This window comes from Escherichia sp. MOD1-EC6819, from assembly GCF_002965765.1.
GTDB lineage: Bacteria > Pseudomonadota > Gammaproteobacteria > Enterobacterales > Enterobacteriaceae > Escherichia > Escherichia ruysiae.
On the sequence record NZ_PTRG01000019.1, the window covers coordinates 17,439 to 38,307 of the forward strand.

Sequence of the window (20,869 nt, forward strand, 5' to 3'; positions counted from 1 at the left end):
TCCGATTAGGCTACGTAGCAGATAATTTCGCCACCAAGACCAGCCTGGCGCGCTGCACGATCAGTCATAACACCTTTAGAGGTAGAAACAACTGCGATACCCAGACCCGCCATAACTTTCGGCAGCTCATCTTTACGTTTATAGATGCGCAGACCTGGGCGGCTGACACGCTGAATGCTTTCTACAACAGCTTTGCCCTGGAAATACTTAAGAGTCAGTTCCAGTTCAGGCTTGGTGTCGCCTTCAACTTTAAAATCTTCAATAAAACCTTCTTCCTTCAGCACGTTGGCGATTGCCACTTTCAGCTTGGAGGAAGGCATGGTGACCGCAGCTTTGTTCGCGGCCTGACCGTTACGGATACGGGTCAGCATATCCGCGATCGGATCTTGCATGCTCATCTGTCTTTACTCCCGTGATTCAATTGGTGACAATTACCAGCTAGCCTTTTTCAGACCCGGGATTTCACCGCGCATAGCGGCTTCACGGACCTTAATACGGCTCAACCCGAACTTCCGCAGGAAACCATGCGGACGACCTGTTTGACGGCAGCGGTTACGCTGACGAGACGGGCTGGAATCACGCGGCAGAGTCTGCAGCTTGAGAACAGCGTTCCAACGATCTTCGTCGGAAGCGTTCACATCAGAGATGATCGCTTTCAGTTCAGCGCGTTTCGCGAAGTATTTATCAGCTAAAGCTACGCGTTTTACTTCGCGTGCTTTCATTGATTGCTTAGCCATTTAGTAACCCTACCTTACTTGCGGAACGGGAAGTCAAAGGCAGCCAGCAGAGCGCGGCCTTCTTCGTCAGATTTCGCAGTAGTGGTAATGGTAATATCCAAACCACGAACGCGGTCGACTTTATCGTAGTCGATTTCTGGGAAGATGATCTGCTCACGGACACCCATGCTGTAGTTACCACGACCGTCGAAAGACTTAGCGGACAGGCCACGGAAGTCACGGATACGAGGTACAGCAATAGTGATCAGGCGCTCAAAGAACTCCCACATGCGTTCGCCACGCAGAGTTACTTTACAGCCGATCGGATAGCCCTGACGGATTTTGAAGCCTGCAACAGATTTGCGTGCTTTGGTGATCAGCGGTTTTTGACCGGAGATTGCTGCCAGGTCTGCTGCTGCGTTATCCAGCAGTTTTTTGTCAGCGATCGCTTCACCAACACCCATGTTCAGGGTGATCTTCTCGACCCGAGGGACTTGCATGACAGAATTGTAGTTAAACTCAGTCATGAGTTTTTTAACTACTTCGTCTTTGTAGTAATCATGCAGTTTCGCCATCGTACTACTCCAAATTACTTGATAGTTTCGCTGTTAGACTTGAAGAAACGGACTTTTTTACCGTCTTCGAATCTAAAGCCTACACGGTCAGCCTTGCCGGTTGCCGCATTGAAGATTGCTACGTTGGAAACCTGAATAGCGGCTTCTTTTTCAACGATGCCACCCGGTTGGTTCAGGGCCGGAACCGGCTTCTGATGTTTCTTAACCAGGTTGATACCTTCAACAATGACCTTGCCGGAAGACAGGACATTCTTAACTTTACCGCGTTTACCTTTATCTTTACCGGTTAACACGATAACTTCGTCATCACGACGGATTTTCGCTGCCATGATTCGCTCCTTAGAGTACTTCTGGTGCCAGAGAGATAATTTTCATGAACTTCTCACTACGAAGCTCACGAGTTACCGGCCCAAAAATACGCGTACCGATAGGCTGCTCGCTGTTGTTGTTCAGAAGAACACAAGCATTACCATCGAAGCGAATGACAGAACCGTCCGGGCGACGAACACCCTTCTTGGTGCGCACCACTACCGCCTTCAGCACATCACCTTTTTTGACCTTACCACGCGGAATTGCTTCTTTGATGGTGATCTTGATGATGTCGCCTACGCCTGCGTAGCGACGGTGCGAGCCACCCAGAACCTTGATACACATTACGCGACGTGCACCGGAGTTGTCGGCGACGTTCAGCATAGTCTGTTCTTGGATCATTTTAGTGCTCCGCTAATGTCAACTACTACTGAGACCCGAAAATCAGGTCGTTAAAAATCCCCATATCGAGGGCGCGGCATTATAACACCGCTTCAAGGATATGGGTAGAAAAAATAAACGGCTCATTTCTGAGCCGTTTATTCGTATCGAGAGAGTGTACTGTATTACAGAACCGCTTTCTCTACAACGCGAACCAGCGTCCAGGATTTAGTCTTGGACAGCGGACGGCATTCGCGGATTTCAACCACGTCACCGATACCGCATTCGTTGTTCTCGTCATGTACGTGCAGTTTGGTCGTACGCTTGATGAATTTACCGTAGATCGGGTGTTTCACAAAACGTTCGATAGCAACAACAATGGATTTCTCCATTTTGTCGCTAACAACGCGACCTTGCAGAGTACGGATTTTATCGGTCATTACGCACCCGCCTTCTCGTTCAGTAAAGTCTTAACGCGTGCGACATCGCGACGCACTTGCTTCAACAGGTGAGACTGTTGCAGCTGGCCACTTGCAGCCTGCATACGCAGGTTGAACTGCTCACGCAGCAGGTTCAGCAGCTCGGTGTTCAGCTCTTCAACGCTCTTCTCACGCAGCTCTTTTGCTTTCATTACATCACCGTCTTAGTTACAAAGGTGGTTTTAATCGGCAGTTTCGCTGCTGCCAGCTTGAATGCTTCACGGGCCAGCTCTTCCGGAACACCGTCCATTTCATACAGGACTTTACCCGGCTGAATCAAGGCAACCCAATACTCCACGTTACCTTTACCTTTACCCATACGCACTGCCAGCGGCTTTTCAGTGATCGGTTTGTCCGGGAACACACGGATCCAGATCTTACCTTGACGCTTAACTGCACGGGTCATAGCACGACGTGCTGCTTCGATCTGACGGGCAGTCAGACGACCACGGCCAACAGCTTTCAGACCGAAGCTGCCGAAGCTAACATCCGTACCCTGCGCCAGACCGCGGTTACGGCCTTTGTGCATTTTACGGAATTTTGTACGCTTTGGTTGTAACATCAGCGACGCTCCTTATTTACGGCCTTTACGCTGCTGCTTTTTAGGCTGAGCAGCCGGTTTTTCCGGTTGTTCAACAGCAGCCATACCACCCAGGATCTCGCCTTTGAAGATCCACACTTTAACGCCGATTACACCGTAAGTGGTGTGCGCTTCAGAGGTGTTGTAGTCGATGTCAGCACGCAGAGTGTGCAGCGGTACGCGACCTTCGCGGTACCATTCGGTACGTGCGATTTCCGCGCCGCCCAGACGGCCGCTAACTTCAACTTTAATACCTTTAGCGCCCAGACGCATTGCGTTCTGTACAGCACGCTTCATAGCACGACGGAACATAACGCGACGTTCCAGCTGAGAAGTGATGCTGTCAGCAACCAGTTTTGCGTCCAGTTCAGGCTTACGAACTTCGGCGATGTTGATCTGTGCAGGAACGCCAGCGATGTCCGCTACGACCTTACGCAGTTTTTCTACGTCTTCACCTTTTTTACCGATAACGATACCCGGGCGAGCAGTGTGAATGGTTACACGGATGCTCTTAGCCGGACGCTCGATAACGATACGAGATACGGACGCTTTAGCCAGTTCCTTAGTCAGGTACTGACGTACTTTAAAATCGCTGTCCAGGTTGTCAGCGAATTCTTTGGTGTTCGCAAACCAGGTAGAGTTCCATGGTTTTACAATACCCAGGCGAATACCATTAGGATGTACTTTCTGACCCATTGCTAGTCTCCAGAGTCTCAGCGATCGGACACAACCACAGTGATGTGGCTGGTGCGCTTCAGGATGCGATCTGCACGACCTTTTGCACGCGGCATAATGCGCTTCATGCTCGGGCCTTCGTCTACGAAAATTTTCGTAACTTTCAGATCGTCAATGTCAGCGCCATCGTTGTGTTCAGCGTTAGCAATGGCAGATTCCAGAACTTTCTTGACCAGTACAGCCGCTTTCTTGTTGGTGTAGGTCAAAATATCCAGAGCCTGCGACACTTTCTTACCGCGAATCAGGTCAGCAACAAGGCGAACCTTCTGAGCAGAAGAACGAGCATGGCGATGTTTAGCGATAGTTTCCATCTCTTCCTCCTACCTTATTTCTTCTTCGCTTTTTTATCAGCAGCGTGGCCGCGATAAGTACGAGTCGGTGCGAATTCACCCAGTTTGTGACCGACCATTTCGTCGGTTACAAATACCGGAACGTGCTGACGACCATTATGGACAGCGATGGTCAAACCGATCATGTTAGGAAAGATCGTTGAACGACGGGACCAAGTGCGCAGGGGCTTCTTGTCTCCGCTTTCCACCGCTTTCTCTACCTTCTTCAGCAAGTGCAGGTCAATAAAAGGACCTTTCTTGAGAGAACGTGGCATGGCTTATCCTCTAAAATTATTTGCTACGGCGACGTACGATGAATTTATCAGTACGCTTGTTGCTGCGGGTCTTCTTACCTTTGGTCTGAACGCCCCACGGAGTTACCGGGTGCTTACCAAAGTTACGACCTTCACCACCACCATGTGGGTGGTCTACCGGGTTCATCGCGGTACCGCGAACGGTCGGACGAACACCACGCCAGCGTGCAGCACCTGCTTTACCCAGAACGCGCAGCATATGCTCAGCATTGCCAACTTCGCCCAGAGTTGCACGGCAGTCTGCTTCTACTTTACGCATTTCACCAGAACGCAGACGCAGGGTGACATAAGCACCATCACGAGCAACGATCTGAACGTAAGTACCAGCGGAACGTGCCAGCTGACCGCCTTTACCTGGTTTCATTTCTACGTTATGAACAGTAGAACCAACCGGGATGTTGCGCATCGGCAGGGTGTTACCTGGTTTGATTGCAGCATCAACGCCAGACTGAATCTGGTCGCCAGCTTTCAGGCCTTTAGGGGCCAGGATGTAACGGCGTTCACCGTCTTTGTACAGAACCAGCGCGATGTTCGCGGAACGGTTCGGATCGTACTCAAGACGTTCAACAACTGCCGGGATACCGTCTTTGTTGCGTTTGAAGTCAACAATACGGTAAGCCTGCTTGTGGCCACCACCGATATGACGAGTGGTGATACGGCCATTGTTGTTACGACCACCGGATTTGCTGTTTTTTTCCAGCAACGGAGCAAAAGGTTTGCCCTTGTGCAGCTCAGGGTTAACCACTTTAACAACGTGGCGACGACCCGGAGATGTCGGTTTACATTTAACAACTGCCATTGTATTACTCCTCCGACTTACTCAGCGCCGCCAACGAAGTCCAGATTCTGGCCTTCTTTCAGGGTGACGTAAGCTTTTTTCCAGTCGCTACGACGACCGATACGCTGTCCGTGACGTTTAACTTTCCCTTTAACGACCAGGGTGTTAACGACTTCGACTTCGACTTCAAACAGTTTCTGCACAGCAGCTTTGATTTCTGCTTTGGTCGCGTCTTTAGCAACTTTGAGTACGATGGTGTTGGATTTTTCCATCGCAGTAGACGCTTTTTCAGAAACGTGCGGTGCACGCAGCACCTTCAGCAGACGTTCTTCACGAATCATGCCAGCATCTCCTCAACTTGCTTAACAGCATCAGCAGTCATTACGACTTTGTCGAAGGCGATCAGGCTAACCGGGTCGATACCAGTTGCATCGCGTACGTCAACCTTGTGCAGGTTGCGCGCAGCCAGGAACAGGTTTTCGTCCAGCTCACCGGTGATGATCAGCACATCTTCCAGAGCCATGTCTTTCAGTTTCTGTGCCAGCAGCTTAGTTTTCGGCGCTTCTACAGAGAACTTCTCGACAACGATCAGACGATCCTGACGTACCAGTTCGGACAGGATGCTTTTCAGCGCGCCGCGGTACATCTTCTTGTTAACTTTTTGACTGTGGTCCTGCGGACGAGCAGCGAAGGTCACGCCACCAGAACGCCAAATCGGGCTCTTGATAGAACCAGAACGCGCACGGCCGGTGCCTTTCTGGCGCCACGGTTTTTTACCGGAACCAGTTACTTCAGCACGAGTCTTCTGAGCACGAGTACCCTGACGAGCACCAGCTGCATAAGCAACAACAACCTGGTGAACCAGCGCTTCGTTGAAATCACGACCGAAGGTAGTTTCGGAAACAGTCAGCGCGCTCTGCGCGTCTTTCAATACTAATTCCATTGCTATCTCCTTACGCCTTCACAGCTGGTTTAACGATCAGGTCGCTACCGGTTGCACCCGGGACAGCACCTTTAACCAGCAGCAGGTTGCGCTCAGCGTCAACGCGTACTACGTCAAGGCTCTGAACGGTTACACGTTCGTTACCCATCTGACCTGCCATTTTCTTGCCTTTGAACACTTTGCCCGGAGTCTGGTTCTGACCGATAGAACCCGGAACGCGGTGAGACAAGGAGTTACCGTGAGTAGCGTCCTGGGTACGGAAGTTCCAGCGCTTAACGGTACCTGCGAAACCTTTACCTTTAGAGGTGCCAGTTACGTCAACTTTTTTAACGTCAGCAAACAGTTCAACGCTAATGCTCTGACCTACAGTGAACTCTTCGCCTTCAGCCAGGCGGAATTCCCACAGACCACGGCCAGCTTCTACGCCAGCTTTAGCGAAGTGGCCAGCTTCAGGCTTGGTCACACGGTTAGCTTTTTTAGCACCGGTGGTTACCTGAATAGCACGGTAGCCATCGTTAGCCAGGTCTTTAACCTGAGTAACGCGGTTTGCTTCAACTTCGATTACGGTTACTGGGATAGAAACGCCGTCTTCTGTGAAGATACGGGTCATACCCACTTTTTTACCGACTAAACCAATCATTGTTTCAACCTCTCAATCGCTCAATGACCTGATTAACCCAGGCTGATCTGCACGTCTACACCGGCAGCCAGATCCAGACGCATCAGAGCATCAACGGTTTTCTCGGTTGGCTCAACGATGTCAACCAGACGCAAGTGAGTACGGATTTCGTACTGATCGCGCGCGTCTTTGTTGACGTGCGGAGAGATCAGAACAGTGAAGCGCTCTTTGCGTGTCGGCAGCGGGATCGGACCACGGACCTGCGCACCAGTGCGCTTGGCAGTCTCGACGATTTCCGCGGTTGCTTGATCGATCAGACGATGATCAAACGCTTTCAGGCGGATACGGATTCTTTGGTTCTGCATGAGACCAGAGCTCCAATTATTTTATAAACGAAAATGATTACTCCTCAGACCCATTACGATTGATGGGAGAGTGTAACCGTTCTTACGTAGCTCCCCGATTGGGAGCATTGTTAGGTAGCCAAATTCGGCTAACTGAGGTTCAGATTGAACCTGCTGTCAACTACGACAAGCCCGCGCATTATACATACTTAACCATCGAACGCAAGCGTATTGCTAGTAAAGTAAACAACGGGCAGATTATTGCTGTAACTCATTGAGTGCATTTTTCACTCGCTCTCTTAAACCGGCTTTTTCCTCGCTTTCTCCTGTAGCTGTGCCTTCATCCTCTGAAGACGACGCCTCATTTTCTATCGTGGCATCTTCGTCCGCGTCATCCTCGGCAGGTTCGACGACGACAGGCAATGGCTGTTTTTTGAAGAAATAATGTTGTGTTGATTGTTTATAAGGTGGTGCTTCTTCTACTGAATTTTCCGTTTTAACTATCCATATCGCCCATAACTGCTGGGCATACCCCCCAGCCAACACCATTCCTGCGAACCAAAGGCTTGTCACCAGCGCCCAAATGGCATACTTCGTTTTGCCATGTTGTTGTAGCTGGACAGTTACTCGCTGACCACTTTCTCGCTGCTGATGTGCGGCAAAATAGAATTCAAACATCTTATTTTCCCTTCCCTGTTTCGTCCGGGGAAATATTGGCTTCATCCCGATATAGATACGCGCTCTCCCCTGCCACCTGCCAGAGATGCACCAATGTTGAAGAGCCAACAACGCCGTCAGCTTTTAAGTGATTAATCTTCTGAAATTGCTTAATTTTTTCTACCAGCAGCGGTCGCCATTCTGTCGAGGGTTCAGTCGAAATATGGAGAGCACGATTCAACATTGTTTCCAGCCAAAGAATCTCTTCCTCGCTACTGTCGCGCGTAATTGTGCTTTCACCTTCCGGAGACATTTTCAATAGCAGGAGATAATCACCCGCCCACACCGTCTCAAACCATTTACGCGTTAGCGTCCAGGTCTGCTGCCCTATAAGTACATCTATAGAGTCATCGCCGACCCGAATGACGACGACGGGCAATTTTTTATTTGCGACATTAAGCGACGCTATCCAGGGCAGGTTCTGATCTATTAACGCCTGAAGTGACGCCTTACCACTTTTACAAGTCAGGCCTGCTCTAATAGCGTGGTCGCACCAGGCTGAATCGGCCGGAACATCGTACCCCCACACACCATATAACACGCTTAGCGCATCACTATCGCGCATCACTGTACGGAAAATATCCTGTGTCATCTCTTCTTTTATTGATGGCGCTACTGGCATCAACCACGAAGGAATCGGTAAGGGAGATATAAACGAGGACAGCATCAGCCAACCACCGACAAGAGCAATTACGGTTCCACTCATCCCCCCAGCCCAACACATTTTCCGGCTCCGCTTATCACCCAATGCCCGGTAAATTGTTCGCCATTGTTTTGCCGTGAATGCGCTGGTCTGCTCGCTTTGTTGTAATAAGCAAATTGTTTCGCCTGCCTGCGCCAGCCTTCTGCGATCGCCTCTGCAAAGTGCAGCGATCCGCTTCAGTACCTTACTCGTTAACAGGGCATCGGGCTGGTCGATGTGGTGTCCTTCAAGGATACTTTGTCGAAGTTCGTGTTCTGTCAGTGCTCCTGACGTAATTATTTCAATGCCTCTGGCTTCAACGTAACGTTCAACTTTTCGATTTGATCTGCCAACGAGCAAAAACTGACAATCGGGAATAAGGCTCCTCGCGCGTTGGATATCATCGAGAACACAGCGGTGATTCAGATGAGCATTTTCAACAATAATAAGAGGATTACGGCTTTCCACTTGCTGGAACGTCCGCAGTAATTCCACGCCCATCTCATCTCGCCTCCAGGCGAGATCGCGGCTTCCTTCTTTATTTGCGTTATCGTCAATAACAACCCATGCAGCTTTACCTTGCCAGGACACGGCAAGGCTTAAAGTAATCACTCGACGATGGGTATCATTTTGCAATTGCTTCGCTAACCAGGATTTTCCACTTCCGGCCTCGCCCGACAGATAGCATATCCGCCAGGATCGATTCTCCTCACGAAGCCAGGCAAGGATAACTTCTCTTCTTGTAGACATAATACTTCCTGTATTAATAATCGATTATCCTTAATCATAAAAATAACGAATGCATTTATTGATATTAATGCGTTAACTGAATATAAATAAATTTCGCTTGATTCATTCAACCAGCATTAATACTATTTATAGTAACGTCAATATACAACCCACCCAATTTATTTTATTAGAATATATATCGTGCCAACCCTACCTTTCTCCTTCCATCTGGCAATTCATAATAGACGCACAGTCATTTATATATTGATGATATCCATAAGTGTGGTGGCGGTTATTTTTAATATAAATTATTTCCACACAAACCTGGTCAAAAATGAACAAATCATTAACCAACCAGGTGGCGCATTTAAATCTGATTTCAACCTTGCGGGTTTATGGCGTAATGGCAGTAACGCGGGTATAAAAGACACGCATCTGATTTCTGCCCAACAAGAAACGCCAAAGCTTTCTGTCGTACTCAGTGGTATCATTCTGACGTCTAATGATGAGACATCTTATGTTTTAGTTAATGAAGGCGCAGAACAAAAGCGATATGCCCTGAACGATGCCCTGGAGTCAGCACCGGCAACATTCATCCGAAAAATAAATAAAACCAGCGTGGTTTTTGAAACTCACGGACAGTTCGAAAAAGTCACGCTTCATCCGGGATTACCGGACGTTATCGAGCAACCTGACTCTGATACTCAAAGTGTGCTCGCAGATTTTATTATCGCGACGCCTATTCGTGACGGGGATCAATTATTTGGCCTTCGATTGAATCCGCGTAAAGGGCGCGATGCATTTGCTACCAGCTTACTGCAACCTGGCGATGTCGCCCTTAGAATCAACAATCTTTCACTGACCCTCCCTGATGAGGTTTCCCAGGCATTAAGTTTACTGCTAACCCAACAGAGCGCTCAGTTTACAATTCGTCGCAACGGCGTACCCCGCTTGATAAATGTTTCCGTCAGGGAACTTACTGGAATGAATGGACAGAGTGATGAAGGGATTAAATAAAATCACATGTTGCCTGTTGGCGGCGCTACTTATGCCTTCCGTCGGGCATACTGAGAACGAACAATACGGGGCCAATTTCAATAATGCTGATATCCGTCAGTTCGTGGAAATTGTAAGCCAGCATCTGGGTAAAACAATTCTGATTGATCCCTCGGTTCAAGGAACCATTTCCGTACGCAGCAATGATACGTTTAGTCAGCAAGAGTACTACCAGTTCTTTTTGAGCATTCTTGATCTTTACGGCTATTCCGTGATCACGCTGGACAATGGTTTTCTGAAAGTGGTGCGCTCAGCTAATGTAAAAACATCGCCAGGAATGATTGCTGACAGTTATCGTCCAGGCATAGGTGATGAGTTGGTCACCCGAATCGTACCGCTTGAGAACGTTCCTGCTCGTGACCTGGCTCCCCTGCTGCGTCAAATGATGGATGGCGGCAGCGTCGGTAACGTTGTGCATTATGAACCCTCCAACGTTCTCATTCTGACCGGTCGTGCCTCCACCATTAATAAACTGATTGAAGTGATAAAGCGCGTTGATGTCATCGGCACAGAGAAGCAGCAAATTATTCATCTGGAATACGCGTCAGCGGAAGATCTCGCCGAGATTCTTAATCAATTAATCAGCGAAAGCCACGGTAAAAGCCAGATGCCTGCCCTCCTTTCCGCGAAGATTGTGGCGGATAAGCGAACCAACTCTCTTATCATCAGCGGGCCGGAAAAAGCACGTCAGCGCATCACCTCATTACTGAAAACACTTGATGTAGAAGAGAGCGAGGAAGGAAATACCCGGGTCTATTACCTGAAATATGCTAAAGCCACAAATCTGGTCGAAGTATTGACCGGCGTTTCCGAAAAGCTGAAAGATGAAAAAGGAAATGCGCGTAAGCCTTCGTCTTCTTCTGCGATGGATAATGTTGCCATTACCGCCGATGAACAGACCAACTCGTTGGTCATTACCGCTGACCAGTCCGTCCAGGAAAAACTCGCCACGGTAATTGCGCGTCTGGATATTCGTCGTGCACAGGTGCTGGTTGAGGCGATCATCGTCGAAGTTCAGGATGGAAATGGACTTAACCTCGGCGTGCAATGGGCGAACAAAAACGTTGGCGCACAGCAATTTACCAATACAGGATTACCGATATTTAACGCTGCGCAAGGTGTGGCTGATTATAAAAAGAATGGCGGGATCACCAGCGCGAATCCTGCCTGGGATATGTTTAGCGCCTACAATGGCATGGCCGCAGGCTTCTTCAATGGCGACTGGGGCGTATTGCTGACTGCGCTGGCTAGTAACAATAAAAATGATATCCTCGCCACCCCGAGCATCGTAACGCTGGATAATAAACTCGCGTCCTTCAACGTTGGTCAGGATGTGCCGGTGCTATCCGGCTCCCAGACCACTTCTGGGGATAACGTCTTTAATACCGTCGAACGCAAAACGGTGGGCACAAAACTCAAAGTCACTCCGCAGGTCAATGAAGGCGACGCGGTACTGCTCGAAATAGAGCAGGAGGTTTCCAGCGTTGACTCTTCGTCTAATTCGACGCTCGGCCCGACATTTAACACCCGAACTATTCAAAACGCCGTGCTGGTCAAAACCGGTGAAACGGTAGTCCTGGGCGGATTGCTGGATGATTTTTCTAAAGAGCAAGTGTCAAAGGTTCCTTTACTTGGCGATATTCCTTTAGTGGGGCAACTCTTCCGCTATACCTCGACCGAGCGCGCCAAACGCAACCTGATGGTATTTATCCGACCGACGATTATCCGTGACGATGATGTTTATCGCTCACTGTCGAAAGATAAATACACCCGCTACCGTCAGGAGCAACAACAACGAATAGACGCGAAATCAAAAGCATTGGTTGGCTCTGAAGATTTACCGGTGCTGGATGAAAACACGTTCAACAGCCCCCCCCCTGTGTCATCGTCGCGGTGAGGCATTCACATGAGAATTCACTCACCATACCCTGCCAGTTGGGCAATGGCACAAAGAGTCGGTTATCTCTATTCAGAGGGGGAGATTATTTATCTCGCCGGTACGCCATTCGAGCAGTTACTCGATATTCAGCGCCAGGTTGGTCAGTGCCATACCATGACCCGCTTGTCGCAGGCTGATTTTGAAGCACGGCTGGAAGCGGTATTCCATCAGAACACTGGTGAGTCGCAACAGATTGCGCAGGATATTGATCAATCCGTCGATCTCCTCTCCCTCTCAGAAGAAATGCCTGCGAATGAAGATCTACTGAATGAAGATTCAGCCGCACCGGTTATCCGTTTAATCAACGCCATTTTAAGTGAGGCTATTAAAGAAACCGCCTCCGACATCCACATAGAAACCTATGAAAAAACAATGTCGATCCGTTTTCGCATTGACGGCGTTCTGCGGACAATTTTACAGCCAAACAAAAAACTGGCAGCGTTGCTTATCTCCCGAATAAAGGTCATGGCTCGGCTTGATATCGCCGAAAAACGTATTCCGCAGGATGGAAGAATCAGTTTGCGTATCGGGCGACGTAACATAGATGTCCGCGTATCCACACTGCCGTCCATCTATGGTGAACGCGCCGTGCTCCGCCTGCTGGATAAAAACAGCCTCCAGCTTTCATTGAACAATCTGGGGATGACGGCTGCGGATAAGCAGGATTTAGAAAATCTCATTCAGCTTCCGCACGGTATTATCCTGGTGACCGGGCCGACAGGTTCCGGTAAAAGCACCACGCTCTACGCCATTCTTTCGGCGCTTAATACCCCTGGCCGCAATATTCTGACGGTAGAAGATCCCGTGGAATATGAACTGGAAGGCATAGGACAAACGCAGGTGAATACCCGAGTGGATATGTCTTTCGCTCGCGGCTTGCGCGCCATTCTTCGCCAGGATCCGGATGTTGTGATGGTTGGGGAAATTCGTGATACAGAAACCGCGCAGATTGCTGTTCAGGCTTCGCTCACCGGCCATCTGGTGCTCTCAACACTCCACACTAACAGCGCATCAGGCGCAGTGACCCGGCTCCGCGACATGGGCGTCGAATCATTTCTACTTTCGTCTTCCCTGGCAGGAATTATCGCGCAACGGCTGGTTCGTCGTCTTTGTCCACAATGCCGACAATTCACTCCAGTATCCCCCCAACAAGCGCAGATGTTTACACATCACCAGCTAACTGTTACTACGATTGGCACTCCCGTAGGCTGTCCTCACTGCCATCAATCCGGCTATCTGGGGCGCATGGCGATCCACGAAATGATGGTTATTACACCGGAATTACGAGCTGCTGTTCATGAAAATGTGGATGAACAAACTCTGGAGCGACTGGTTCGGCAGCAACACAATGCCTTAATCAAAAATGGCCTGCACAAAGTGATAAGTGGAGACACCTCCTGGGATGAAGTGATGCGCGTCGCCAGCGTCACGCTGGAGAGTGAAGCATGAATTATCGCTATCGCGCCATGACCCAGGATGGTCAAAAATTGCAGGGGATCATTGATGCTAACGATGAACGTCAGGCGCGGCTGCGGCTGCGTGAAGAAGGGCTTTTCCTGCTGGATATTCGCCCCCAAAAAAGTTCGGGAGTAAAAACGCGTCGCCCGAGGATTAGCCATAGTGAACTGACGCTTTTCACCCGGCAGTTGGCAACCTTAAGCGCGGCGGCATTACCCCTGGAAGAGAGCCTTGCCGTAATCGGTCAGCAAAGCAGTAATAAACGACTGACTGACGTGTTAAATCAGGTACGTAGCGCCATCCTTGAAGGGCATCCCCTTTCCGATGCATTACAGCATTTTCCCACGCTTTTCGATTCGCTCTACCGTACCCTGGTCAAAGCGGGCGAAAAGAGCGGGCTTCTGGCTCCGGTGTTGGAAAAACTGGCTGATTACAATGAAAACCGGCAGAAAATCCGCAGCAAACTCATTCAGTCGCTGATCTACCCCTGCATGCTCACCACGGTGGCGATTGTGGTCGTGATTATTCTCCTCACTGCTGTCGTGCCCAAAATTACCGAACAGTTCGTGCATATGAAACAGCAACTGCCGCTGAGTACACGCATTCTTTTAGGTCTGAGCGACACGTTGCAACGTACCGGCCCGACATTATTAGCGACGGTGTTTATTGTCGCTGTAGGTTTCTGGCTCTGGTTAAAACGCGGCAATAACCGCCATCGTTTTCATGCCATGCTGCTGCGTGTTGCGCTCATTGGTCCACTGATTTGCGCCATAAACAGTGCACGCTATCTCCGCACCTTAAGTATTTTACAATCCAGCGGAGTCCCTCTGCTTGATGGGATGAATTTATCCACCGAAAGCCTCAGCAACCTCGAAATTCGCCAACGCCTGGCAAATGCGGCAGAGAACGTTCGCCAGGGTAACAGCATTCATCTTTCGCTGGAGCAAACCGCAATCTTCCCGCCAATGATGCTCTACATGGTGGCCTCTGGCGAAAAAAGCGGGCAGCTCGGCACATTAATGGTCAGGGCAGCGGATAACCAGGAGACGCTGCAACAAAACCGAATCGCCTTAACGCTCTCCATCTTCGAACCGGCACTCATTATTACGATGGCACTGATCGTCCTGTTTATCGTCGTCTCGGTACTCCAACCTCTTCTTCAACTTAACTCAATGATTAATTAAGGAAAATATATGCACGCAACGGATAAGCAACGCGGTTTTACATTACTGGAAATTATGGTGGTTATTGTCATCATTGGCGTACTTGCCAGCCTGGTGGTTCCCAACCTGATGGGCAATAAAGAAAAGGCGGATAAACAAAAAGCCGTCAGCGATATCGTGGCGCTGGAAAATGCATTGGATATGTACAAGCTCGACAATCATCGCTATCCAACCACAAATCAGGGGCTTGAATCCTTAGTCGAAGCACCGACGCTGCCACCGCTGGCCGCAAACTATAACAAGGAAGGTTATATCAAGCGTCTGCCTGCCGATCCCTGGGGCAATGATTATGTCCTCGTTAATCCTGGCGAACATGGTGCATACGATCTGCTTTCAGCAGGGCCCGATGGTGAAATGGGAACCGAGGACGACATTACCAACTGGGGTTTGAGCAAGAAGAAAAAATAAGTCAGCGATGAATCAGCAACGCGGGTTTACCCTGCTGGAAATGATGCTGGTGCTGGCGCTGGTCGCTATCACGGCAAGCGTGGTGCTCTTCACATATGGTCGGGAAGATACCGCCAGCACCCGTGCGCGCGAAACAGCAGCGCAATTTACCGCTGCGCTTGAACTGGCCGTCGACCGCGCCACGCTTCACGGGCAGCCGGTCGGTATCCATTTCTCTGATTCAGGCTGGCGTCTTATGGCACCAACCAGAAATTCGTCAAGTTGGCTCTGGATCCCGCTCAAAGAGGATGCGGATGACGATAGCGAAAATCACTGGAGTGATGAAATTGCGATTCACACCCAGCCATTTAAATCGGATGACAGCAGCCAACCGCAGGTGGTGATTCTGGCCGATGGGCAAATCACCCCATTCTCCATATTGATTGCTAACCAGGAGACCGGTGAGCCACTCCTGACACTGGTATGCTCAGGGACATGGCCACTGGATCAAACGCTTGCCAGAGATACCCGGCCATGAACAAACAATCAGGGATGACATTACTTGAAGTCTTACTGGCGATGAGCATTTTCACCACAGTTGCTTTGACCTTAATGAGCAGTATGCAAGGGCAAAGAAATGCCATCGAGCGGATGCGTAACGAGACGCTGGCGTTGTGGATAGCGGATAACCAACTTCAGTTGCAAGATACATTCGACGAGGAAAACACGTCCAGTTCTGGCAAAGAGATAATAAATGGCGAAGAGTGGAACTGGCGCAGCGATATCCACTCAAGCAAAGATGGTACGCTTCTGGAACGCACCATAACCGTTACATTACCCAGCGGTCAGACAACCTCTCTTACGCGTTATCAAAATATCGATAATAAATCCGGGCAGGCGCAAGATGATTAATCGCCAGCAGGGTTTCACATTGCTGGAAGTCATGGCGGCGCTGGCGATTTTCTCAATGCTTAGCGTGCTGGCGTTTATGATTTTTTCGCAAGCTTCCGAGTTGCATCAACGCTCACAGAAAGAAATCCAGCAGTTCAATCAGCTTCAGCGCGCCATCACCATTCTTGATAACGATCTCCTGCAACTTGTCATTCGCCGGAATCGGGGAACGGACAAAATCATAGTTTTGGGTGAAGAGGCCATTTTCACCACTCAGAGTCGCGATCCACAGGCTCCTCTCAATGAAGCGCAAACCTTACAAACAGTTCACTGGTATCTACGAAATCATACGCTCTACCGCGCGGTTCGTACCTCTGTCGATAGCATGAAGGATCAACCCGCCCAGGCAATGCTGGAAAATGTCGAAGGCTTCCTTCTGGAAAGTAACAGCGGGGAAAGCGAGGAGCTTCCCCTCTCCGTCACTCTTCATCTGAATACCCCGCAGTATGGCGCGTTACAGCGTCGTTTTGCTTTGCCGGAGCTATTAACAAGAGAAGAGTCTCCGCAGCAAAACCAGGCCAGGGGCGAATAACATGAATATTGAACAACGTGGCGTCGCGCTGCTCATCGTACTCATGTTACTGGCGCTCATGTCCGCTCTGGCTGCGGATATGACACTGAGTTTTCACAACCAGCTTCAGCGAACTCGCCAGGTAAACCATCACTTACAACGACAATATGATATTGAACTGGCGGAGAAACTCGCTCTTGCCAGCCTCACTCAGGATGTTAAAGATAACGACAGACAGACCACGTTGCAGCAGTACTGGGCGCAGCCACAACAGATACAGCTGGACAATGGCAATACGGTGAAGTGGCAGCTACACGATGCTCAGCACTGTTTCAATCTCAATGCCCTGGCAAAAGTCTCCGACGATCCACTGGCAATCCCGGATTTCCCCGCGCAGGTTTTCGGCGCTTTGCTGATCAACGCGGGAATCGATCGCGCAAACACCGATGAGATCATGCAATCTATCGCCGACTATATCGACGCTGATGATTCGCCACGCTTTCACGGCGCAGAAGACAACTTTTACCAAAGCCAGATGCCACCTCGCCATAGCGCCAATCAGATGCTTTTTCTGACTGGTGAACTCCGTCAGATAAAAGGAATAACCGAGAACGCCTATCAGCGAATTATTCCTTATGTCTGCGTCCTCCCAACCACTGAACTCAATATTAATCTTAATATGTTAACTGAGAATGATATCCCGTTATTAAGAGCATTATTTCTCAACAATATCACGGACGCGGACGCACAGGTCTTATTACAAAAGCGACCAAAGGAAGGCTGGTTAACCACAGATGCATTTCTCTACTGGGCACAGCAGGATTTCTCCGGCGTGAAGCCCTTGGTTTCTCAGGTGAAAGAACATCTCTTTCCCTATAGCCGCTATTTTACGCTGAATACGGAAAGTATCAGCGACGAGCAATCCCAGGGATGGCAGAGCCATATTTTCTTCAACCGTAAACAGCAGAGCGCCCAAATCTATCGGCGTACGCTGCAACTCTATTAATCATAAGGATCGTGATGCCTGAATCGTTGATGGTAATACGTTCTTCCTCGACGCTACGTAAGCAATGGGAGTGGATGACATACTCCGCAGATAGCGTATCTTCAGTACATACGCTCACAGACGATCTTCCGCTGGAGTCGCTGGCCGATCAGCCCGGTGCAGGAAATGTTCATCTTCTGATCCCACCGGAAGGTCTTTTATATCGTTCACTCACGTTGCCCAACGCCAAATACAAACTCACCGCGCAAACATTACAGTGGCTGGCGGAGGAGACGTTACCCGACGCCAGCCAAAACTGGCACTGGACGGTTGTTGATAAACAAAATGACCGAGTGGAAGTGATAGGTATCCAGTCGGAAAAACTCAGTCGTTATCTTGACCGTTTACACACTGCCGGACTAAACGTGACGCGGGTTTTGCCAGATGGTTGTTACCTTCCCTGGAAAGAAGGCTCCTGGACTCTGGTTAACCAGCAAACGAGCTGGCTGATTCGCAGTGCTGCACATGCCTTCAACGAGCTTGATGAACGCTGGTTACAGCATCTTGCCACCCAGTTTTCTCCTGAAAATGTCATCTGTTTTGGCACAGCGGCTCCAGATATTGTGCCGGTCGATTCGCTTATCCAACATGCAGAATCTCCAGCATTACGTTTTTATTCTGCCAATCATTCTCTCCAGCACTACGACATGCTGCATGGTGTTTTTCGCAAACAGAAAACTGTCAGCAGATCGGGAAAATGGCTCGCCAGGCTGGCAGTAAGCAGTCTCATTTTTGCCATTCTCTCTTTTGCTGGTAGTCGGGGAATCGTTCTCTGGCAGACGCTTGGGATTGAAGACCAGCTTCAGCAACAACAGCAGGAAATCTGGCAACAATACTTCCCGCAGATCAAACGAACGCACAACTTTCGTTTTTACTTCAAGCAGCAACTCGCCCAGCAATATCCTGAAGCGGTGCCATTGCTCCATCATTTGCAAACACTCTTACTGGAACATCCTGAACTGCAATTAATGGAAGCCAATTACAGTCAGAAGCAAAAATCACTGATTTTGAAAATAAGTTCGAAAAACGAAGGCAATATTGATCGTTTCTGTGAGTTAACACAGTCCTGGCTTCCGATGGAAAAAACAGAAAAAGATCCGGTCAGTGGTGTATGGACAGTAAGGAGCACAGGGAAATGATTAAATTATGGTGGACTGAAAAATCCCCATCGGAAAAACAAATTATTATAGGGCTGGCGATTCTCTCGCTCTGCGTTTTCTGCTGGCTTGCGGTAATAAAACCTATCGATAACTACATTGCGGATCATCAATCCCGCATACAAAAAATTAAAAAGGATATTAAATGGATGCAAGACCAGGCGAGTGCACATGGATTACTTGACCATCCCACGCTCAGGCAACCGGTCAAAAATATCCTTCTTGAGGAAGCAAAGCGTGAGAATTTAGCTATTACGCTAGAGAATGGCCCGGACGATACGCTGACAATTCATCCTGCCACATTCCCCCTCGAAAACGTCTCCCGCTGGCTGACTACGGCACAGATAACATACGGTATTGTTATTGAGGATCTTCAATTTACCCTTGCCGGAAACGAAGAGATCACCCTCAAGCATTTATCCTTCAGAGGGCAACAATAATGACAATGCTACTGCCGCTCTTCATTCTGGCTGGCTTTATTGCTGGTTACCTGGTGAATGCCGTGGCCTATCACCTCTCGCCTTTGGAGGATAAAACGGCGTTAACTTTTCGCCAGGTTTTGGTTCATTTCAGGCAAAAAAAATATGTCTGGCATGACACGTTGCCTATGGCACTTTGCGTGGTTGCGGCAATCGCCTGCGCCCTGGCACCTTTCATGCCGATCGTGACTGGCGCACTCTTTCTCTACTTCTGCTTCGCACTCACGCTCAGTGTTATTGATTTTCGTACCCAGCTCCTGCCCGACAAACTCACCTTGCCACTGCTCTGGCTTGGCTTGTTATTTAATGCGCAGTCTGGATTAGTTGATTTACATGATGCGATTTACGGCGCGGTAGCTGGATATGGGGTACTGTGGTGTGTTTTCTGGGGGGTGTGGTTTGTATGCCACAAAGAGGGATTAGGTTACGGTGATTTCAAGCTACTGGCCGCAGCAGGGGCGTGGTGTGGTTGGCAAACGCTACCAATGATATTACTTATTGCCTCGCTGGGAGGCATTTTTTACGCCATCGCATCACAACTGTGGCAGCGTCAGACCATCACCACAATTGCATTCGGCCCGTGGCTTGCGCTCGGTAGTATGATAAACCTGACGTATCTGGTCTGGATCTCTTATTAACCGGGAGGAATGTCCCTCCCGACATGGCTTAGCCTTCTTCGCGAATCTGTGCTTGCAAATAATTTTGCAGGCCCATTTTCTGAATCAAATCAAGTTCCGTTTCCAGCCAGTCAATATGGCCTTCTTCATCACGCAGAATTTCTATCATCATATCGCGGCTGACGTAATCATGAACGCTATCGGCATAACCAATTGCCTCGCGTAAATTCTTCGCGCCATCCAGCTCAAGTGCCAGATCAGAACGCAGCATTTCCTCAACATCTTCACCAATGTTTAGTTTTCCCAGATCCTGTAAATTTGGAAGACCTTCCAGAAAAAGAATGCGCTCTATATAACGATCGGCGTGTTTCATCTCATCAATGGATTCATGGTACTCCACATCATTGAGACGTTTGAGCCCCCAGTTTTTAAACATCCGGGCATGGAGAAAGTATTGATTGATTGCGACAAGCTCATTTCCCAACAGTTTGTTGAGATAATTTATAACTTTAGTATCACCTTTCATTTTTTGACTCCTTCGCTTCCACTCTTTGAAGCGTAGAACGGCTTACGAGTAAGTCAAAAAACACACTCCGTTTTATGCGGACTCCTTAAACTCCGGCAGCTGCATTAATTCATCCTCCATCACCTCACGTGCGGCTCTGACACATTTACCGCACTGGTTTCCAACCGGAATAAATTTTTTTAATTGCTGGAACGAGTGGGGAGAAAACTGGCGCACAGCCTGACGAATTTTTTTATCACTGATACCATTACAAAGACAAACGTACATAGAGACTCCCGTATACTTTCTTC

General features: G+C 49.2%; 32 protein-coding genes. 12 read left to right on the plus strand and 20 right to left on the minus strand.

Annotated elements, in window-relative coordinates; translation table 11 throughout:
• Nucleotides 1-5 precede the first annotated feature (5 nt).
• The 18 genes from rpsH to A7Z06_RS20740 all read right to left on the minus strand — a co-directional run bounded on the left by rpsH (nt 6) and on the right by A7Z06_RS20740 (nt 9,251).
• Nucleotides 6-398, minus strand: a complete 393-nt coding sequence (gene rpsH / locus A7Z06_RS20655) for a 30S ribosomal protein S8 (protein ID WP_000062611.1) — start codon at nt 396-398, stop codon at nt 6-8.
• Nucleotides 399-431: 33 nt separating this feature from the next.
• Nucleotides 432-737, minus strand: a complete 306-nt coding sequence (gene rpsN, locus A7Z06_RS20660; RefSeq protein ID WP_001118930.1) for a 30S ribosomal protein S14 — start codon at nt 735-737, stop codon at nt 432-434.
• Nucleotides 738-751: 14 nt separating this feature from the next.
• Nucleotides 752-1,291 carry a 50S ribosomal protein L5 gene (gene rplE, locus A7Z06_RS20665; RefSeq protein WP_001096200.1) on the minus strand — a complete coding sequence of 180 codons (540 nt, stop codon included), beginning with the start codon at nt 1,289-1,291 and terminating at the stop codon, nt 752-754.
• A gap of 14 nt (nt 1,292-1,305) precedes the next feature.
• Nucleotides 1,306-1,620 carry a 50S ribosomal protein L24 gene (gene rplX / locus A7Z06_RS20670; RefSeq protein ID WP_000729185.1) on the minus strand — a complete coding sequence of 105 codons (315 nt, stop codon included), beginning with the start codon at nt 1,618-1,620 and terminating at the stop codon, nt 1,306-1,308.
• 10 nt (nt 1,621-1,630) lie between these two features.
• Entirely contained in the window at nt 1,631-2,002 is a 372-nt protein-coding gene (gene rplN, locus A7Z06_RS20675; protein WP_000613955.1) for a 50S ribosomal protein L14, read from the minus strand.
• A gap of 164 nt (nt 2,003-2,166) precedes the next feature.
• The gene (rpsQ, locus tag A7Z06_RS20680) at nt 2,167-2,421 is read right to left on the minus strand and encodes a 30S ribosomal protein S17 (protein ID WP_000130100.1); all 255 of its coding nucleotides are present in this window, start codon (nt 2,419-2,421) and stop codon (nt 2,167-2,169) included.
• Nucleotides 2,421-2,612 (minus strand): 50S ribosomal protein L29, encoded by a 192-nt coding sequence (rpmC, locus tag A7Z06_RS20685; protein WP_000644741.1) that lies wholly within the window; start codon nt 2,610-2,612, stop codon nt 2,421-2,423. Before rpmC ends, rpsQ begins: the two co-directional genes overlap by 1 nt.
• Nucleotides 2,612-3,022, minus strand: coding sequence for a 50S ribosomal protein L16 (gene rplP, locus A7Z06_RS20690; RefSeq protein WP_000941212.1), 411 nt, complete (start codon nt 3,020-3,022; stop codon nt 2,612-2,614). Before rplP ends, rpmC begins: the two co-directional genes overlap by 1 nt.
• 12 nt (nt 3,023-3,034) lie before the next feature.
• Nucleotides 3,035-3,736 carry a 30S ribosomal protein S3 gene (gene rpsC / locus A7Z06_RS20695; protein ID WP_000529945.1) on the minus strand — a complete coding sequence of 234 codons (702 nt, stop codon included), beginning with the start codon at nt 3,734-3,736 and terminating at the stop codon, nt 3,035-3,037.
• Nucleotides 3,737-3,753: 17 nt separating this feature from the next.
• Nucleotides 3,754-4,086 carry a 50S ribosomal protein L22 gene (rplV, locus tag A7Z06_RS20700; RefSeq protein WP_000447529.1) on the minus strand — a complete coding sequence of 111 codons (333 nt, stop codon included), beginning with the start codon at nt 4,084-4,086 and terminating at the stop codon, nt 3,754-3,756.
• A gap of 14 nt (nt 4,087-4,100) precedes the next feature.
• On the minus strand, nt 4,101-4,379 hold the full coding sequence (rpsS, locus tag A7Z06_RS20705) for a 30S ribosomal protein S19 (protein ID WP_001138117.1): 279 nt from the start codon (nt 4,377-4,379) through the stop codon (nt 4,101-4,103).
• Between the two features lie 16 nt (nt 4,380-4,395).
• Entirely contained in the window at nt 4,396-5,217 is an 822-nt protein-coding gene (gene rplB, locus A7Z06_RS20710; protein WP_000301864.1) for a 50S ribosomal protein L2, read from the minus strand.
• Nucleotides 5,218-5,234: 17 nt separating this feature from the next.
• Nucleotides 5,235-5,537, minus strand: a complete 303-nt coding sequence (gene rplW / locus A7Z06_RS20715) for a 50S ribosomal protein L23 (protein WP_000617544.1) — start codon at nt 5,535-5,537, stop codon at nt 5,235-5,237.
• On the minus strand, nt 5,534-6,139 hold the full coding sequence (rplD, locus tag A7Z06_RS20720; RefSeq protein ID WP_000424395.1) for a 50S ribosomal protein L4: 606 nt from the start codon (nt 6,137-6,139) through the stop codon (nt 5,534-5,536). Before rplD ends, rplW begins: the two co-directional genes overlap by 4 nt.
• Before the next feature lie 10 nt (nt 6,140-6,149).
• Nucleotides 6,150-6,779: a 50S ribosomal protein L3 gene (rplC, locus tag A7Z06_RS20725; protein ID WP_000579833.1), complete on the minus strand. Its 630-nt coding sequence runs from the start codon at nt 6,777-6,779 to the stop codon at nt 6,150-6,152.
• 32 nt (nt 6,780-6,811) lie between these two features.
• The gene (gene rpsJ, locus A7Z06_RS20730) at nt 6,812-7,123 is read right to left on the minus strand and encodes a 30S ribosomal protein S10 (protein WP_001181004.1); all 312 of its coding nucleotides are present in this window, start codon (nt 7,121-7,123) and stop codon (nt 6,812-6,814) included.
• A 237-nt stretch (nt 7,124-7,360) separates the two neighbouring features.
• Entirely contained in the window at nt 7,361-7,780 is a 420-nt protein-coding gene (locus A7Z06_RS20735; RefSeq protein ID WP_000461436.1) for a protein secretion protein GspB, read from the minus strand.
• Between the two features lies 1 nt (nt 7,781).
• Nucleotides 7,782-9,251, minus strand: a complete 1,470-nt coding sequence (locus A7Z06_RS20740) for an ExeA family protein (protein ID WP_105279566.1) — start codon at nt 9,249-9,251, stop codon at nt 7,782-7,784.
• Nucleotides 9,252-9,431: 180 nt separating this feature from the next.
• On the opposite strand from A7Z06_RS20740, the gene gspC reads away from it, so the two are divergent.
• The 12 genes from gspC to A7Z06_RS20800 are packed head-to-tail and all read left to right on the plus strand — an operon-like array spanning nt 9,432 to nt 20,074.
• A complete protein-coding gene (gene gspC, locus A7Z06_RS20745) occupies nt 9,432-10,247 on the plus strand; it encodes a type II secretion system protein GspC (protein WP_001142682.1) in 816 nt (271 codons plus the stop codon).
• Nucleotides 10,231-12,183: a type II secretion system secretin GspD gene (gspD, locus tag A7Z06_RS20750; protein WP_010346104.1), complete on the plus strand. Its 1,953-nt coding sequence runs from the start codon at nt 10,231-10,233 to the stop codon at nt 12,181-12,183. Before gspC ends, gspD begins: the two co-directional genes overlap by 17 nt.
• Before the next feature lie 9 nt (nt 12,184-12,192).
• On the plus strand, nt 12,193-13,674 hold the full coding sequence (gene gspE / locus A7Z06_RS20755; RefSeq protein WP_001219910.1) for a type II secretion system ATPase GspE: 1,482 nt from the start codon (nt 12,193-12,195) through the stop codon (nt 13,672-13,674).
• Complete coding sequence (gspF, locus tag A7Z06_RS20760; RefSeq protein WP_001109574.1) at nt 13,671-14,867, plus strand: type II secretion system inner membrane protein GspF; 1,197 nt, start codon at nt 13,671-13,673, stop codon at nt 14,865-14,867. The genes gspE and gspF overlap by 4 nt, the downstream gene beginning before the upstream one ends.
• 9 nt (nt 14,868-14,876) lie before the next feature.
• Nucleotides 14,877-15,314: a type II secretion system major pseudopilin GspG gene (gspG, locus tag A7Z06_RS20765; protein ID WP_000543367.1), complete on the plus strand. Its 438-nt coding sequence runs from the start codon at nt 14,877-14,879 to the stop codon at nt 15,312-15,314.
• 7 nt (nt 15,315-15,321) lie between these two features.
• Nucleotides 15,322-15,831, plus strand: a complete 510-nt coding sequence (gene gspH, locus A7Z06_RS20770; protein WP_001076041.1) for a type II secretion system minor pseudopilin GspH — start codon at nt 15,322-15,324, stop codon at nt 15,829-15,831.
• Nucleotides 15,828-16,205 carry a type II secretion system minor pseudopilin GspI gene (gene gspI, locus A7Z06_RS20775; protein ID WP_001041751.1) on the plus strand — a complete coding sequence of 126 codons (378 nt, stop codon included), beginning with the start codon at nt 15,828-15,830 and terminating at the stop codon, nt 16,203-16,205. The genes gspH and gspI overlap by 4 nt, the downstream gene beginning before the upstream one ends.
• Nucleotides 16,198-16,776 carry a PulJ/GspJ family protein gene (locus A7Z06_RS20780; RefSeq protein ID WP_000610630.1) on the plus strand — a complete coding sequence of 193 codons (579 nt, stop codon included), beginning with the start codon at nt 16,198-16,200 and terminating at the stop codon, nt 16,774-16,776. Before gspI ends, A7Z06_RS20780 begins: the two co-directional genes overlap by 8 nt.
• Before the next feature lies 1 nt (nt 16,777).
• Nucleotides 16,778-17,761, plus strand: a complete 984-nt coding sequence (gene gspK, locus A7Z06_RS20785; protein ID WP_001019676.1) for a type II secretion system minor pseudopilin GspK — start codon at nt 16,778-16,780, stop codon at nt 17,759-17,761.
• A 14-nt stretch (nt 17,762-17,775) separates the two neighbouring features.
• On the plus strand, nt 17,776-18,939 hold the full coding sequence (gene gspL, locus A7Z06_RS20790) for a type II secretion system protein GspL (RefSeq protein ID WP_105279567.1): 1,164 nt from the start codon (nt 17,776-17,778) through the stop codon (nt 18,937-18,939).
• Nucleotides 18,936-19,397: a type II secretion system protein M gene (locus tag A7Z06_RS20795; protein WP_000594195.1), complete on the plus strand. Its 462-nt coding sequence runs from the start codon at nt 18,936-18,938 to the stop codon at nt 19,395-19,397. Before gspL ends, A7Z06_RS20795 begins: the two co-directional genes overlap by 4 nt.
• A complete protein-coding gene (locus A7Z06_RS20800; protein WP_000178153.1) occupies nt 19,397-20,074 on the plus strand; it encodes a prepilin peptidase in 678 nt (225 codons plus the stop codon). Before A7Z06_RS20795 ends, A7Z06_RS20800 begins: the two co-directional genes overlap by 1 nt.
• A gap of 28 nt (nt 20,075-20,102) precedes the next feature.
• On the opposite strand, the gene bfr is transcribed toward A7Z06_RS20800, so the two are convergent.
• Together bfr and bfd are read right to left on the minus strand one after the other, a co-directional pair.
• Complete coding sequence (gene bfr, locus A7Z06_RS20805; protein ID WP_000675504.1) at nt 20,103-20,579, minus strand: bacterioferritin; 477 nt, start codon at nt 20,577-20,579, stop codon at nt 20,103-20,105.
• 72 nt (nt 20,580-20,651) lie between these two features.
• The gene (gene bfd, locus A7Z06_RS20810) at nt 20,652-20,846 is read right to left on the minus strand and encodes a bacterioferritin-associated ferredoxin (protein ID WP_000289085.1); all 195 of its coding nucleotides are present in this window, start codon (nt 20,844-20,846) and stop codon (nt 20,652-20,654) included.
• Nucleotides 20,847-20,869 lie beyond the last annotated feature (23 nt).